Source organism: Pseudoxanthomonas suwonensis, from assembly GCF_000972865.1.
Taxonomy (GTDB): Bacteria; Pseudomonadota; Gammaproteobacteria; order Xanthomonadales; family Xanthomonadaceae; genus Pseudoxanthomonas; species Pseudoxanthomonas suwonensis_B.
The window spans coordinates 1815106-1829184 of record NZ_CP011144.1 but is presented as its reverse complement, the minus strand read 5'-3'; the positions used below and the strand labels follow the sequence as shown (position 1 = coordinate 1829184).

General features: G+C 70.6%; 14 protein-coding genes. 6 read left to right on the top strand and 8 right to left on the bottom strand.

Annotated elements, in window-relative coordinates:
* Positions 1 to 11 precede the first annotated feature (11 nt).
* From WQ53_RS07710 to WQ53_RS07700, 3 genes are read left to right on the top strand one after another with little or no spacing between them, the layout of a single operon-like run.
* Positions 12 to 755 (top strand): prealbumin-like fold domain-containing protein, encoded by a 744-nt coding sequence (locus tag WQ53_RS07710; RefSeq protein WP_158497821.1) that lies wholly within the window; start codon positions 12 to 14, stop codon positions 753 to 755.
* Between the two features lie 49 nt (positions 756 to 804).
* Positions 805 to 1119: a hypothetical protein gene (locus tag WQ53_RS07705; RefSeq protein ID WP_236685925.1), complete on the top strand. Its 315-nt coding sequence runs from the start codon at positions 805 to 807 to the stop codon at positions 1117 to 1119.
* Between the two features lie 29 nt (positions 1120 to 1148).
* Positions 1149 to 1481: a hypothetical protein gene (locus WQ53_RS07700; RefSeq protein WP_052631605.1), complete on the top strand. Its 333-nt coding sequence runs from the start codon at positions 1149 to 1151 to the stop codon at positions 1479 to 1481.
* A 530-nt stretch (positions 1482 to 2011) separates the two neighbouring features.
* Here WQ53_RS07700 and WQ53_RS07695 read toward each other — a convergent pair.
* The 7 genes from WQ53_RS07695 to WQ53_RS07665 form a co-directional block, all read right to left on the bottom strand.
* Complete coding sequence (locus WQ53_RS07695) at positions 2012 to 2896, bottom strand: acid phosphatase (protein WP_428992275.1); 885 nt, start codon at positions 2894 to 2896, stop codon at positions 2012 to 2014.
* On the bottom strand, positions 2893 to 4062 hold the full coding sequence (locus tag WQ53_RS07690) for a glycoside hydrolase family 18 protein (RefSeq protein WP_052631601.1): 1170 nt from the start codon (positions 4060 to 4062) through the stop codon (positions 2893 to 2895). The genes WQ53_RS07695 and WQ53_RS07690 overlap by 4 nt, the downstream gene beginning before the upstream one ends.
* A gap of 209 nt (positions 4063 to 4271) precedes the next feature.
* The gene (locus tag WQ53_RS07685; protein ID WP_052631599.1) at positions 4272 to 5030 is read right to left on the bottom strand and encodes a rhomboid family intramembrane serine protease; all 759 of its coding nucleotides are present in this window, start codon (positions 5028 to 5030) and stop codon (positions 4272 to 4274) included.
* Positions 5031 to 5810: 780 nt separating this feature from the next.
* The gene (locus tag WQ53_RS07680) at positions 5811 to 6299 is read right to left on the bottom strand and encodes a hypothetical protein (protein ID WP_052631598.1); all 489 of its coding nucleotides are present in this window, start codon (positions 6297 to 6299) and stop codon (positions 5811 to 5813) included.
* A 75-nt stretch (positions 6300 to 6374) separates the two neighbouring features.
* Positions 6375 to 6674, bottom strand: coding sequence for a LysM peptidoglycan-binding domain-containing protein (locus WQ53_RS07675; protein ID WP_052631597.1), 300 nt, complete (start codon positions 6672 to 6674; stop codon positions 6375 to 6377).
* 113 nt (positions 6675 to 6787) lie between these two features.
* Entirely contained in the window at positions 6788 to 7621 is an 834-nt protein-coding gene (queF, locus tag WQ53_RS07670; RefSeq protein ID WP_052631596.1) for an NADPH-dependent 7-cyano-7-deazaguanine reductase QueF, read from the bottom strand.
* Between the two features lie 165 nt (positions 7622 to 7786).
* A complete protein-coding gene (locus WQ53_RS07665) occupies positions 7787 to 8644 on the bottom strand; it encodes an EamA family transporter (protein WP_052631595.1) in 858 nt (285 codons plus the stop codon).
* A 447-nt stretch (positions 8645 to 9091) separates the two neighbouring features.
* Here WQ53_RS07665 and WQ53_RS07660 point away from each other — a divergent pair, with 447 nt between their 5' ends.
* From WQ53_RS07660 to WQ53_RS07650, 3 genes are all read left to right on the top strand, one after another.
* Entirely contained in the window at positions 9092 to 9757 is a 666-nt protein-coding gene (locus WQ53_RS07660) for an alpha/beta hydrolase (RefSeq protein WP_052631594.1), read from the top strand.
* Positions 9754 to 10857, top strand: a complete 1104-nt coding sequence (gene zapE / locus WQ53_RS07655; RefSeq protein WP_052631593.1) for a cell division protein ZapE — start codon at positions 9754 to 9756, stop codon at positions 10855 to 10857. The genes WQ53_RS07660 and zapE overlap by 4 nt, the downstream gene beginning before the upstream one ends.
* 208 nt (positions 10858 to 11065) lie before the next feature.
* Entirely contained in the window at positions 11066 to 12208 is a 1143-nt protein-coding gene (locus WQ53_RS07650) for a sensor histidine kinase (RefSeq protein WP_173427209.1), read from the top strand.
* Positions 12209 to 12300: 92 nt separating this feature from the next.
* Here WQ53_RS07650 and WQ53_RS07645 read toward each other — a convergent pair whose 3' ends face one another.
* A complete protein-coding gene (locus WQ53_RS07645) occupies positions 12301 to 14022 on the bottom strand; it encodes a cellulase family glycosylhydrolase (protein WP_052631592.1) in 1722 nt (573 codons plus the stop codon).
* Positions 14023 to 14079: the final 57 nt, after the last annotated feature.

The following is a 14079-nucleotide window of genomic DNA, read 5'->3' as shown; positions in this document are numbered from 1 at the left end:
ATCCCTTGCGCGTGTCCGGCAGGTGGCCGCCGGGCGTGGCGGTCCTGTGTGCGCTGGCCCTGGGTGCCATTCCGGTTGCCGGCGCGCAGACCGTGCAGCTGGCGAAGGTCAGCCAGGGCGGGACCGGCACCTTCGCGTACACGATGACCAACCTGTCGGACGCGGCGGACAGCATCGTCACCACCACCGCGGGCACGCCGACGCTCTCGACCCAGGTTTCGACGGTGGCCATCCCGGCGCTGCCGGTGTCGATCACCGAGGCGGCCAATCCCGTGTTCGAACTCGATGGCGCCAGCTGCAGCGACACCAATGCCGCCGTCACCGGCAATCCCGCCTCGTTCGGCACCCTGGCCGGCAACACGCTGGTCATCGCGCCGGCCAACCTGCTGCCGGACGCTGCCATCGTCTGCACCTTCACCAACCTGCTCATCGCCGACGTATCGGTGGCCAAATCCGCCACTCCCGGCACCGTGCGCACCGGCGGGGTGGTCAGCTACACCCTGACCGTGAACAACGCCGGCCCCGGGAACGTGACCGGCGTGCAACTGAGCGACACGCCGGGCGCGGGCCTGGACTGCACGGCCCCCAGTCCCACGGCTGCCTGTTCGGCGAGCGGTGGCGCCAGTTGCCCGGGTGGCGGTGCCACCGTGCCGGTCAACGACCTCGTCGGCGCAGGCGTTACCATTCCTGACCTGCCCGCAGGCGGGCAGGTGGTGGTGACCCTGCAGTGCACGGTCACCGCGTCCGGCCAGTGAGGCGCCCGCACGCCGGATATGATCCGGGCTGGCATCGAAGGAGGAGACGATGATTCCTGCCACTTTGGCCGTGCTGCTGGCCGCCGCCCAGGCGTCCGCCCCTGCCGGCTACCACCCGTACGAACGCGAGATCCACCAGGCCAGCGAGCTGGTGCCCTGGTGCCGGCAGGAGACCGAGGCGCGCTACGTCGGCCGCGGCGAAAAGATCTACCAGTGGAGCGCGTCCTACCACGACCGCGGCAGCACCCTGTACGTGGACGGGCGGCTGCGGGTGGAAGGGCGCGACGTGAAGGTGGAATGCCGCATCGCCCGCGGCGCGCGCGAGCGTTATGGGGCGATCAACATCCGCGATCCGAAGGGCTGAGCGGATCGGACTGACCAAGGAGGTCCGCGATGGACGGCGATGCCGGGATCATCAGCGCCGGGAAACGGCGAAGCGGAAAAGCGATCGCCTGGATGGCGGCCTGCATGCTTTCGGTCGCGGGTGGCTGTGCCGTGCCGCAGGAACCGCCGGCAGCCGAGCCGCCGGCACCGATCACCGCCCCGGCGCCCCTGGTTGGCGGCGACCGCGATGAACACGGCTGCATCCCGTCGGCCGGCTATCGCTGGTGCGAACGAACGGGCCAATGCGAGCGGCCCTGGGAACTGGCGCAGGCGCAGGGATTCGAGAACAGCACCGAGGCGTTCGAGCGCCACTGCCGGGTGCCGGCCCCATCCGGCGGGTGATCCCTGGCTATGGCATTGCCGTCGCTGGCTTTGCTGGTTGCAGCAAAGGGCGGACTGCTGGCGGCATGGGCGTCGGCCCAGGCGACTTCCCTCGTGGTTCCGACGCCCGTGTCGCCGACTGAAGTCAGCTCCTACGGGAGAGCGGCCGCGCCGCTGCTGTTGTAGGAGCCGGGTTCAGCCGGCGACGCGACGCCGTTGGCCCAGGCGACGCCCTCATGATTCCAGCGCCCGTGTCGCCGACTGAAGTCAGCTCCTACAGAAAAGCGGCTGCGTCGTAGCTGTGTAGGAGCTGGCTTCAGCCGGCGACCCGACGCCGTCGGCCCAGGCGACGCTCCTGTGATTCCGACGCCCGTGTCGCCGACTGAAGTCAGCTCCTACAGAAGAGCGGCCGCGTCGTAGCTGTTGTAGGAGCCGGGTTCAGCCGGCGACCCGACGCCGCCGGCACAGGCGTCGCCCCCGTGATTCCGATGCCCGTGCCGTCAACAAGCTGTGCCCCTGCAGGTACTGCATCGTGGCTTTTCGGCCACGATTCAGAGCGCACCCGGCAACGGCTCCGCCAGCGCCACCGCTTCCGCGGCGCAATCGCGGTCCGGCGCCAGCCCCTGTTCGCGCGCGGCGGCCAGTTCGACGGTCGCCGCGGCCACGTCGGCGCGGAACGCCGGATCGGACTGCAGCCGCGCCACCGTGCCCGAGCCCATGAACCGGCCCTGCAGCACGTCGCTCTGCCAGTGCACGTTGCACACCAGCCGGCTGTCGCCGAAGCTGCGGCCGCGCGCCAGCAGCGCATCGGTGCGCTCCGGCACCGCCTGTGCCAGCACCAGCGCCCAGGCCCAGCCGATCGCGGTGTGCCCGGAGGGATAGGAGCCGTTGCCGCGCAGCGCCTGCTCGTCCTCCGGCGTGCAGGTCGGTTCGCCGTTCTCGACGAAGGGACGCGGGCGCTGGTACTGCTCCTTGGCCGTGCGGGTGGAGACGGCCGCATCGGCCAGCGTGCGCCGCAGCAGCCGGTAGGTGGCCGGCGTGCGCTGTGCATCGATGCCCACGCCGAGCGCGCAGGCGAAGCTGCCGGCGGCGAACGGGAAGTCCAGGTCCGCATCGCGGATGGCCTGCTCGAACCGCGGCGTGCCGCGCAGTGCCAGGGCGGCGCGCATCACCGCATGGTCCTGCGCCAGGGTGGCGCTGCCGGCGGCCGGCGGGGCGGGCACCAGCACCAGGCTGTCGGGAATCGCGGCCGCGGCCAGGTAGCCGGCGAGCCTGCCCGGGCGGATTTCCGGCACCGGCTGTTCCGGCGCCGCGACCGCCGTTGCGGCCGGTGGCGGAGCGCTGGTGCAGGCGACCAGCAGCAGCACGCCGGCCGGCGCCAGCAGGCGCAACGGCATCCGCCACGTGCCGGTCGACGATGGAAGGTGGCCGGTCATCGCGAAGCCTCCCGGGTGGGCGTGGCGGGCGCGGCGTCCAGTCCGGTGCGCAGCGCGTCCAGCAGTTCGTCGCCGGCGTCGTGCCGGTGCTCCCAGTACATCATCCCGCCGAGCCCGCGCTCGCGCACGAACGCGGCCTTGGCCGCCAGCGACTGCGGGTCGTCGTAGGTGACGAACCGGCGGCTGTCCGCGTTCCACAGGTAGGGCGCCTGCGCTTCGGCGTCCCAGTGGCGGACGTAGCCGTCGCGCCCGTCCAGGCCGCGCAGTTCGCGCCAGGGCAGCGCATCGACGTAGCGGCCGTACGGCTGGTGCACGCCCCGGTGCGCCGGCTCGACCTCGGCGAACTCGCGCCCGTAGAACGCCACGCCGACGTTGAGCTTGCCCGGCGGTACGCCGGCGGCGAGGAACTCGTCCACCGCCTGCACCGTGGTGCGGCCGTCGGCCGGCGCCAGCAGCGAGCGGTCCAGCGCGGCGTGGTGGCCGGTGGTCGGGCCGAGGCTGCCGTAGAAGTCGTAGGTCATCAGGTTGATCCAGTCGAGCACGCCCGCGATCCGTGCCAGCTCCAGCCCGCGCGCCGCCTCGCCGTCGGCGGCGGCGATCGTCAGCAGGTAGTGGCGGCCATGCTCGCGGCCCAGCGCATCCAGCCGCGCGCGCACGTCGTCCAGCATCAGGCTGAAGTTCTCCCGGTCCTCGGGGCGGTGGCTGATGCCGGGCCCGGGCAGGGTCGGGTATTCCCAGTCGATGTCGATGCCGTCCAGGCCGTGCTCGCGCAACAGCCGCACCGCGCTGTCGGCGAAGCGCGCGCGCGCTTCGGGCGTCAGCGCCGCCTCGGAGAAGTGGTCGGCGCCCCAGCCGCCGATCGAGACCAGCACCTTGAGGCCCGGGTTCTCGCGGCGCAGTGCGGTCAGGCCGGCGAGCGAAGCGGCCGCGGTGGCGCCCGGCAGGTAGACCTCGCCCTGCGGATCGACCAGGGCGAAGGCGAAGTTGATCGCATCGAGCTTGTGCGCGCTGATCGGCGGCAGGGTCGGGCCGTCCATCACGTAGCCGATCACTTTCAGCCGCTCGCCGTCCGCTGCCGTGGCCGGGACCGTCGCCGGAAGCAGCGCGGCCAGGATGAACAGGAGGTGCCGCAGGCGCGCAGCGAAGGAGCGGTGCGTCGGTGCCATGCCGTGTCCCCGTGGTTTGCGAGGCCGCCACTATAAGCGCCGCGGTGCCGGTGGAAGCCGCAACGGTGGCGCGCGCACGTGCATGGCGCGGGCGATGTCCTTCGACGCCGTCCATCCGCGCCAGGGGCAAGTCGCGGCATGGCGGTGCGGACTGCCGGCCAGGTCAATATCTGTCTGCTGTCGTGCCCGCGCGAACGCGCGCCGCGTCCTCAGTCCGGTGGCGTCCGCGGTGGCCGTGGCGGGAAGCGCAGCACCTTGCCACGCACCCAGTCGCCGGGACGTTCCCACAGCACCGGCACGTCGGCCGGCGGCGGCGGCTCCAGTTCGTTGCGTTCGGCGTCGCGTTCCCGCTCTTCCTCGATCTCCCAGCTGTAGCGCTTGCGCGGCGCCATCGGATCCAGCCGCCGGAACAGGATGCCGGCCAGCACGCCGCCGAGCGCGCCACCCAGGTGCGACTGCCAGGAGATGCCGTCGCCATGCGGCAGCACGGTCAGCACCGAGCCGCCGTAGAAGAACAGCGCGATCATGCCGGTGGCGATCGAAGCGCGGTCGCGGCGCAGCAGGCCCAGCGTGGTCACCAGGAACATCAGGCCGTGGGTCACGCCGCTGGCGCCGAGATGGCGGGTGCCTTCCTCGCCCAGCAGCCACGCGCCCAGGCCCGAGCCCAGCCACATCAGCGGCAGCGCCCGCACGGTGGCGCGCGGATACACGCTGCCGGCCAGCGAGCCCAGGATCAGCAGCGCGGTGGCGTTGGCGGCCAGGTGCGCCACCGAACCGTGCAGCAGCGGCGCGGTCAGCAGGCCCAGCAGCGAGGACGGGTCGCGCGGCGAGACTGCCATCGCCGACACCGGCAGGCGCGGCTGCAGGACGAACATGACCAGCAGCAGCGCCACGAAGGCCAGGCTGAGGTTGAAGGCCAGCATCAGCCGGCGGCGGTCGCGCTCGGCGGGGGTCAGGTCGGGGGACATGCGGCCTCCATGGGTCGATTCTGATCCATGGCGGCCGCGAGCGGGGGAATCAAGCCGGCGGCGCAAAAAAGGTTCTTGGCCCAGTCGGGGGAACGGGCCGTGGGGTAAGCAACCGCAACCACAACCGCAAGAGCGCCTGGGGTGGCCGGCTTCGGGCTGAGCCACGGCAGTGCGGGTGTGTTGCGGTCGTCTCGACGGCACATCCCTGTGCCGACTCGCCGACGCGGCCATCCCTGGCCGCTGCCGCAACACACCCGCACCGCCACGTCTTCGGGAACGTCGGGCTCGTGGCTCCGTTCCGGCGTACCCCAAGCAACATGCCTGCACTTTTCTGCTGCGCTGTTCTGTAGGAGCCGGGCTTGCCCGCGACCCGGCGCCATCGGCACAGGCGACGTCCTCGTGATCCCGACGCCCGTGTCGCCGACTGAAGTCGGCTCCTACAGAAGAGCGGAAGAGCGGCCGCGCTGCGGCTGTTGTAGGAGCCGGGTTCAGCCGGCGACGCGACGACCTCGGCCCAGGCGACGCCCTCATGGTTCCGACGCCCGTGTCGCCAGCAAGCTGGGCTCCTACAGAAGGCAGTGCCACCACAGGCCTTGCTCGCTCCCTTTCGCCGCAGGGTCCCGACCAAAGTCAACGCTTTTCTGCGCCAGAGGTGTAGCAACGCCCACACCAAAGTAGACGCCCTTGTTTGGGAGAAGAACCCAAAAAAACGGGCGCGGTTCGCACCGCGCCCAAGCTTGCTCACCCTGCTGGGAGAGAGACAGGAGAGAGAGTTTGCTGCTACTTCACCTCGAACTCCCGCGACTGCACGACTGCGCCGTCGAGGGAGATTTCGACCGTGTAGCGGCCGACGGGGAATCCGCCGGGCCGGCTGATCTGGAAGGTGGTGGTGCCGTCGCCGGTGAGGGTCAGGTCGCGGGCGTCCTCGTGCACGGTCTGGCCGTCCTGGAACGTCCATTTCGCGGACAGCCGGCCCGGCACGGTGGCGGTCGGATCGCCGGTGCGGGTGGTGACCGAGGCGTAGATCGTGTCCCCGGGCGCGAAGGTGGTGGCCGGAGCGGTGACGCGTTCGTCGGCACCGACGCTGTTGCCCAGTTCCAGTGCGGTCACGCTGGCCGGGGTGGCCGAGGGCAGGGTCGTCGCAGCCGGGGCGGGCTCGGTCGCGAGCGGTGCCGGTGGCGGTATGGGTTCGGGTTTCTTGCAGGCGGCCAGCACCAGCGCGGTGGCCAGTGCGGCGGAGAGCGGGTACAGCAGGCAGGTGCGGCTCATCGGGACATCCTTCTCTGTTCGCTTCTTCTGTTCGCTTCTTCTGTTCGGCGCTTCGGTCCGGCGACCGGTGTGGCCTCACGTCTTGGCGGGCGGGATCTTCAGCACCTGGCCGGGCTTGATCCGGTCCGGGTCATCGAGCTGGTCGCGGTTGGCCTCGAAGATCTGCGGCCAGGCATTGGCCTTGCCGTAGAACTGCTTGGCGATCTTCGACAGGGAATCGCCCTTCTCGACGGTGTAGGTCTGCTCCGGCGGATTGACGATCTCCTCGGTCGAGGTGACCCCACCCTGCACGTTGCTGAAATCCGGGCGCTCGGCCTCGGTGCTGCGGACGCCGCCCTGCACGTTGGAGAAGTCCGGCTTGTTCCCGCTGCTCATGTGCATGGACCTGTGGGAATGCGGAATGCGCGGCCACGGTCTCACAGCCCCTGTTAATAAAGCATCTGGAGCTCGTGAAGTGTTTATTGGTCCGGGTGGCGTCCTGAGCGGTGTTATTGACGCAGGTCACGCAATGCGGGAGGTGCGGGCATGCCGGCGGTGGCGCGCCAGGGATTGATGTCCAGTCCGCCGCGGCGGGTGTAGCGCGCTTCGACCGACAGCGCGGCCGGGCGGCACTGGCGCAGCAGGTCGATGAATATCCGCTCCACGCACTGCTCGTGGAAGCCGGCGTGCTCGCGGAAGCTCACCAGGTAGCGCAGCAGCCCGGTGCGGTCGATGCGCGGGCCGCGGTATCGCAGGTGCAGACTGGCCCAGTCCGGCTGGCCGGTGACCGGGCAGTTGGACTTGAGCAGGGCCGAGCACAGGTGTTCTTCGACCTGCACCGCGTCGTCGGCGCGCAGGTAGCCGGCGTTGGGCGGACCGTAGTCGTCGAAGTCGGCCTCGATGCCGTCGAGCGACTCGCCGTCGTTGCCGGCGTCGGCGCCGCTGCCAGTCATTGGCGGCAGCCCGGCCGCGACCGTCACCGCGGCACCGGTGCAGCGCGACAGGTCGCCGGCGATCGCCGCGTGCAGCGCCTGCGCGTCGTCGAAGCGCGCGGCATTGAGCGAGTTGAGGTAGAGCTTGAGCGACTTGGACTCGACCAGGTTCGGCGAGTCGCAGGGCACCTGCAGGGTGGCGGTCGACACCTGCGGCTTGCCGCGCGCGTCCAGCCAGGACAGCTCGTAGGCGTGCCAGCGGTCGTGGCCGACGAAGGGCGGCGTCGCGCCGGCGGCCAGCCCCAGCTCGGCGCGCCCGGCGGCGCGCGGGATCGGGAACAGCAGCGAGGGGTCGTAGCGGGTCGGGTAGGCGACCTCGCGGCCGAGGCTGGAGTCGTGCGGGGTGTTCATGCCTTCATTCTATTGTGCCGCCTGGCCGAACGGCAGCCTGCCGCGTTTCTCCTGCGGCGTGTGTAGGAGCGGGCATGACCGCGACACGGGCGTCGGCATCACGAGGTCGTCGCCTGTGCCGAGGTCGTCGTGTCGCGGTCATGCCCGCTCCTGCACAAAAACGGGTCAGCGCGGAGCGAGGGCAATCAGGCTGATCGCCACCACCGCCAGCACGATCGCCACCCGGTTCAGCCGCGAGGTCCGCTCACCGAAGCCCAGTACCCCGACCGCCGTGCCCAGCAGCACCACGCCGATGTTCATCGTCGCGAACACCACCGCCGGGCTGTCCGGCAGCGCCTGGTGCGCACGCACGTAGAACACGATGTTGCCGAAGTTGAGCACGCCCAGCAGCAGCCCGGCGCCGATGTGGCGCAGGCCCGGACGCACGCCGTGGCGGATCCGCCGCCAGCCCTGCCAGGCGAGCATGCCGGCGAAGGCCAGCACGAACGCCACCAGCAGCGCCGCCGTGGCCGGCGTTCCCGACAGCGCCAGGCGCTTGAGCATCACGTCTACCAGGGCGAAACCGGCCCACACCGCCAGCAGCAGGAGCCAGCCGCGCCGGTCAGCCTGGCCCTGCACCGGGCGGGCGAGGATGCCGACCACGGCGACCAGGCCCAGCGCCAGCCCGGCCAGCTTCATCGTGCCGGCGCGCTCGCCGAAGAACAGGAACGCGGCCGCCAGCGACAGCAGCAGCGACAGCCGCTGGGCGATGTCGGTGCGGACGATGCCGGCGTGGCGCACGGCGGCGGCCAGCACCAGGAACAGCGTCGGCAACACGAATGCCAGCGCCAGCAGCTCGGCCCAGGGCGCGCCGGGCTGGCTCAGCGCGGCCGCCGGCGGCTGCAGCAGCCAGGCGCAGAGCAGGGCCGCGGCCAGGTAATTCCAGGTCACCATCTGCGCCACGTCCCAGCCGCGCCGCGGTGCCAGCTTGAGCAGCACCGAGACCAGCACGCTGCAGGCCACGCTGAGCAGGATGAAGTGCATTCGGGATCGCCGCCGCGGAAAAGGCCGCCATTGTGTAGGAGCCGGCTTCAGCCGGCGACACGGGCGTCGGGAGAATGAGGGCGTCGCCTGTGCCGGCACGTCGTGTCGCCGGCTGAAGCCAGCTCCTACAACAGCCACGTCGCCCCGCTTTTCTGTAGGAGCCGGGTTCAGCCGGCGACAGGGGCGTCGGAACCATGAGGGCGTCGCCTGTGCCGGCACGTCGTGTCGCCGGCTGAAGCCAGCTCCTACAACAGCCACGTCGCCCGGCTCTTCTGTAGGAGCCGGGTTCAGCCGGCGACAGGGGCGTCGGAACCACGAAGAAGTCGCCTGCGCCGAGATGGCATGTAGCCGGCCGAACCCCGCCCTCGAAAAACGGCGTGGCCCTTCGGATGCGTCCCACACCACGCACCGGCCAGCCCCCCAACGCCCCACCTGTATCATGCCGCCATGGTCCAGCCCGTCTTCCCCGTCGCCTCCGAAACACTGCTGCTCAACGGCCCGGCCGGCGCCCTCGAGGTCGCCGTCGACTATCCCGAGCCGGTCGAGGCGCGCCCGCTGGTCGCGGTGGTCTGCCATCCGCTGCCGACCGAAGGCGGCACCATGCACAACAAGGTCGTGACCATGGTGGCGCGCGCGCTGCGCGAGCTCGGCGCGACCACCGTCCGCTTCAACTTCCGCGGCACCGGCCAGTCGGCCGGCGAGTTCGACCATGGCAATGGCGAGCGCGAGGACCTGCGCACGGTGGTGAGCTGGGTCCGCGCCGCGCGCCCGGACGATGCGCTGTGGCTGGCCGGCTTCAGCTTCGGCGCCTATGTCAGCCTGTCGGCGGCGGCCGAACTGCAGCCCGACGCGCTGATATCGGTCGCGCCACCGGCCAGCGGCCGCGGCTGGGATTTCGGGCCGCTGGAGATACCCGAGGTGCCGTGGCTGGTGGTGCAGGGCGACGCCGACGAGATCGTCGATCCGCAGGCGGTCTACGACTGGATCGACTCGCTGCCGCGCAAGCCGCAGCTGGTGCGCATGGTCGACACCAGCCACTTCTTCCACCGCAAGCTGATCGACCTGCGCGGCGCGATCCAGCACGAGGTCAAGGCCTGGCTGCCGCCGGCATGAGCGATGCGGCGATGGTGCGGACGCCTTCGCAGGCCTACGCCGAGGGCGCGGCGGCCGGGCGCTGGCGCGACGACCCGGCGCAGCACCCGGCGCTGCGCGAGCTGGACCGGATCCAGCGCGAACTGCTGGCGAGCACGCCCACCGGATGGCGGGCGAAGCTGGGCCTGGGCGGGCGCCCGGCGCCGGTAAAGGGCCTGTACCTGTGGGGTGGCGTCGGCCGCGGCAAGACGTTCCTGGTCGACCTGTTCTACGACGGCCTGCCGCTGGAGCAGAAGCGGCGTACCCACTTCCACCGCTTCATGCGCGGCGTGCACGAACAGCTGCGCGAGCACGCCGGCCAGGCCGATCCGCTGGCCAGGATCGCGCGGCAGTGGCGCGACGGGCTGCGCGTGCTCGTCCTGGACGAGTTCTTCGTCACCGACATCGGTGACGCGATGCTGCTCGGGCGCCTGCTGGAGCGGCTGTTCGCCGAGGGCGTGACCCTGGTGACCACCTCCAACACCGCGCCGCAGAACCTGTACAAGGACGGCCTGCAGCGCGAGCGCTTCCTGCCGGCGATCGCGCAGCTGCGCGAGCACTGCGTGGAGCTGGCTGCCGACGGCCGCGAGGACTACCGCCTGCGCGCGCTGACCCGTTCACCGGTATACCGGCAGCCGCTGGACGGACACGGCGACGCCTGGCTGGCCGAGCGCTGGCAGGCGCTGGCGGCCGGCGCGCCGGCGCGCAACGGCAGCATCCAGATCGAGGGGCGGCGGATCGCGGTGCGCGGCCGCGGCCACGGCGTGGCCTGGTTCGACTTCGCCGAGCTGTGCGAGGGCCCGCGCTCGACCACCGACTACATCGAGATCGCGCGCGAGTTCCAGATCGTGCTGCTCGGTGGCATCCCGGCGTTTGACGCCGCCAACGAGGACGCCGCGCGCCGCTTCGTCAACCTGGTCGACGAGCTCTACGACCGCCAGGTGACCCTGGTCTGCACCGCGGCCGCCGCGCCGGTGGCGCTGTACAGCGGCAGCCGCCTGGCCGGCGCGTTCGAACGCACCGCCTCGCGCCTGATCGAGATGCAGAGCGCCGAGTACCTGGCGCGCGCGCACCGCGGCTGAGCATACGCCGGCCCCCCACGCAGGGCCTTGCCACCACGGGAGCGTCTTCGGACGCAGTGCCGGAGCGGCGCCGGCATGCCCCGCGCATGCCAGACCGCACGACCAGGATCTGACCTGTTCAGCCTGCGGCGGCGCGCCCGGCCGACGGACGGTAGCCATTTCCGGTCCAGGCCCGCGCGCGGGAACACAAGCCGCGTATGGTGGGGAGATGATGCACCAGTTCCTCACCGACAACCGCGCCGAATTGATCGCCCGGTGCCGCAGCAAGGTGGCCCAGCGGTCGGCTTCCGGCACGCCGGGCGACGAACTGGATTTCGGCGTGAGCGTCTTTCTCGACCAGCTCATCAAGACGCTGCAGGTCGAGCAGACCTCCGAACCGATGCGCAGCCGCAAGGTATCCGGCCCGACCGGCGGAGGAAAGCCGGAACTGTCCGAGATCGGCGAGTCGGCCGCGCTGCACGGCAAGGAACTGCTGCAGCACGGTTTCACCCTCGACGAGGTGGTCCACGACTACGGCGACCTGTGCCAGGCGATCTCGGACCTGGCCTTCGAGCGCGGGGAAACCATCGGGATCGACGAGTTCAGGACGCTCAACCGGTGCCTGGACAATGCCATCGCCAATGCCGTCACCGAGTTCGGCTACCAGCACGACGTCGCACTGGCCGAACGGCAGGCCATGGAGCTGAACGAACGACTGGGATTCTTCGCCCACGAACTGAGGAACCAGCTCTGCACCGCAACGCTCGCCCTTTCCATCATCAAGCAGGGCAAGGTCGGCCTGTCCGGCGCCACCGGCGGTGTGCTCGATCGCGCCCTGGTCGGGCTGGGCAACCTGATAGACCGCTCGCTGGCCGAGGTCCGCATGACCGCGGGCATCCCGGTGCAGAACCGGCTGTACTCGCTCGCGGACTTCATCGCCGAGATCAAGCTCTCCGCCACCCTGGAAGCGGACGTCAAGGGCTGCGTGCTCAAGGTGTCCGAAGTCGACCCGCTGCTGGCCATCGATGTGGACCGGGACCTGCTGCTCTCGGCGACCGGCAACCTGCTGCAGAATGCGTTCAAGTTCTCGCGGCCGCGCAGCGAGATCGCACTGAACGCCTATGCCGTGGCCGACCGCATCCTGATCGATGTGGAGGACCGCTGCGGCGGACTCGCGGCCGGTGCCGCCGACACGATGTTCCTGCCCTTCGTGCAGGAGGGCGAAGACCGCAGCGGACTGGGTCTGGGACTGTCCATATCGCGCCGCAGCGTCGAGGCCAACCACGGGCTGCTCAGCGTCCGCAGCATCCCCGGTTCCGGTTGCGTGTTCACGATCGACCTTCCACGCCACCTGGTGGCCGATCCCGATTAGGTGCCTGACGACGGCGCTTGATGCGATGACGCATCTGGCGGGCATTGGAGCCGGAATACCGGCTGCCCGTTCTGCTGCACCGGCCCCGGGTGTCAGCGGTGGAACTCCAGCGCTTCCAGGTCGAACGGCCCGGCCTCGGCGTGGACCACCAGTGTGTTGCGCCCCGGTTGCAGCGCCAGGCCGGGGAAGACGGTGCCCGCCCTGGTCGTCGCGCGCGCCGGCACCGGCTCGCCGTTGAGCAGCAGCGAGACACGGCCGCGACCGCGCGTGTGCAGGCGCAGGTCGAAACGGCCGGCCTGCGCCGCGTCGAAGGTGTACTTCAGCCACTCGCCCGCCTCCAGGCCGCTCACGTGGAAGCGGCCATCGGCGCCGCGGGCCAGGTCGACGCCATCGTTGCGGTAGGCCATGGCCGGGTTCCAGACCACCCGCTCGCCGCCTTCGGAGATGTGGTGGTTGGCCGGAGTGCGGTCGCGGTAGGCGACGCCGTCGCGGCCCATGTCGAAGTCGACCGCGGCGATGCGGCCGCCGTCGGCGCCGATGGTGTGTTCGCGGAACGGCAGCGACCGGTCTGAATGCGGCGCGCGGATCAGCGCATCGACCACGTCCGGGTGGAAGCGGTTGTTCTCGTGGCGCACGTCGTGGCGGGCCAGTTGCATCAGCCCGGCCTCCGCCTCCTCGCGCGAGGGCTGCGGGCCCTTGCCGTTCCAGTACGCCAGCACCTGGCGGTAGCCGTCGTTGGCCACGATCTGCAGCGGGTTGTTGTAGCGCAGCTTCTTCAGCGGCCACCATGCCCAGCCGATGCCCTCGCCCTCGGCCAGGGCCACTGTGCGGGCGAACCAGTCGTTGGAGTTCTCGCCGGTCTCGCCAAGCCACAGTGGCATGCCATGCTTCTCGCGCAGTTCCAGCATGCCGGCGATGCTGTCGCGGTCGGTATGGTTCCAGTACTTGTGGAAGCTGATGACCAGGTTGTCGTCCCAGGGACCGCCATCAAGCACGCCCCGATAGTTGTTGCCCCAGCAATTGCCGGCGATGACGATCATGTGGCGCCGGTCCACTTCGCGGATCGCCGCAGTGGTGCGCACCAGCAGTTCGCGCAGCGGTGCGTTGCCTTGCTCCTCGCAACCATTCCTGTCGTCGCTCGAGGCGAAGCCCCAGTTGGGCTCGTTGATGATGTCATAGGCGGCGACGTACGGCTCGTCCCGATAGCGCTCGGCGAGCCGGCGCCACAGCGCGACCATCTTGTCCTGGTGGCGGCGGTCGTCCCACAGCGACGGCGCGTCAGGATCGCGGTCGGCGATGTTGATGTCGTTGCCCTGGCCGCCGGGCGCGGCGTGCAGGTCCAGGACCAGGTACAGGTCGTTGGCCTTGGCCCAGGCCAGCAGCTCGTCGGTGCGGCGGAAGCCTTCCTCCAGCCAGGTCTGTTCTCCGGGCACCGGTTCCTGTTCCACCGGCAGGGTGTACAGCGCGTAGTGCATCGGCAGGCGCACCGAGTTGAAGCCCCAGCGCGCCAGCGCGTCGATGTCGGCCTTGGTGGTGTGGTTGTCGCGCCAGGCCTGGTAGAAGGTCTCGGCCTGTTCCTCGCCGATGAGATCAACGATGCGCGCATGGATGCTGCGCTGGGTGCCGGTGCCTTCGAGGTCGAGCATGTAGCCTTCCTGCAGCATCCAGCCGCCCAGGCCCATGCCGCGCAGGATCACCGGCCGGCCGCCCTCGTCGACGATGTGGCGGCCTTCGGCACGCAGGAAGTCCTTGGACTGCGCCACGGAGGCGGCGCCCAGGCCGAGCAGCGCCAGCAGGATGGCGATGATGCGCATGCGGTTCCTCCCTCGGGTGCGCGGGCGAGGATAGCAGCGGCCCCTGGAAGGCCATCG

What these genes read in the sequence shown, in the direction of transcription:
- WQ53_RS07660 (WP_052631594.1), top strand. Translation starts at nt 9,092, where the DNA reads ATGGTCCAGCCCGTCTTCCCCGTCGCCTCCGAAACACTGCTGCTCAAC.
- WQ53_RS07665 (WP_052631595.1), bottom strand. Translation starts at nt 8,644, where the DNA reads ATGCACTTCATCCTGCTCAGCGTGGCCTGCAGCGTGCTGGTCTCGGTG.
- WQ53_RS07695 (WP_428992275.1), bottom strand. Translation starts at nt 2,896, where the DNA reads ATGACCGGCCACCTTCCATCGTCGACCGGCACGTGGCGGATGCCGTTG.
- WQ53_RS07705 (WP_236685925.1), top strand. Translation starts at nt 805, where the DNA reads ATGATTCCTGCCACTTTGGCCGTGCTGCTGGCCGCCGCCCAGGCGTCC.
- WQ53_RS07690 (WP_052631601.1), bottom strand. Translation starts at nt 4,062, where the DNA reads ATGGCACCGACGCACCGCTCCTTCGCTGCGCGCCTGCGGCACCTCCTG.
- WQ53_RS07675 (WP_052631597.1), bottom strand. Translation starts at nt 6,674, where the DNA reads ATGAGCAGCGGGAACAAGCCGGACTTCTCCAACGTGCAGGGCGGCGTC.
- queF (WP_052631596.1), bottom strand. Translation starts at nt 7,621, where the DNA reads ATGAACACCCCGCACGACTCCAGCCTCGGCCGCGAGGTCGCCTACCCG.
- WQ53_RS07645 (WP_052631592.1), bottom strand. Translation starts at nt 14,022, where the DNA reads ATGCGCATCATCGCCATCCTGCTGGCGCTGCTCGGCCTGGGCGCCGCC.
- WQ53_RS07700 (WP_052631605.1), top strand. Translation starts at nt 1,149, where the DNA reads ATGGACGGCGATGCCGGGATCATCAGCGCCGGGAAACGGCGAAGCGGA.
- WQ53_RS07685 (WP_052631599.1), bottom strand. Translation starts at nt 5,030, where the DNA reads ATGTCCCCCGACCTGACCCCCGCCGAGCGCGACCGCCGCCGGCTGATG.
- zapE (WP_052631593.1), top strand. Translation starts at nt 9,754, where the DNA reads ATGAGCGATGCGGCGATGGTGCGGACGCCTTCGCAGGCCTACGCCGAG.
- WQ53_RS07680 (WP_052631598.1), bottom strand. Translation starts at nt 6,299, where the DNA reads ATGAGCCGCACCTGCCTGCTGTACCCGCTCTCCGCCGCACTGGCCACC.
- WQ53_RS07650 (WP_173427209.1), top strand. Translation starts at nt 11,066, where the DNA reads ATGATGCACCAGTTCCTCACCGACAACCGCGCCGAATTGATCGCCCGG.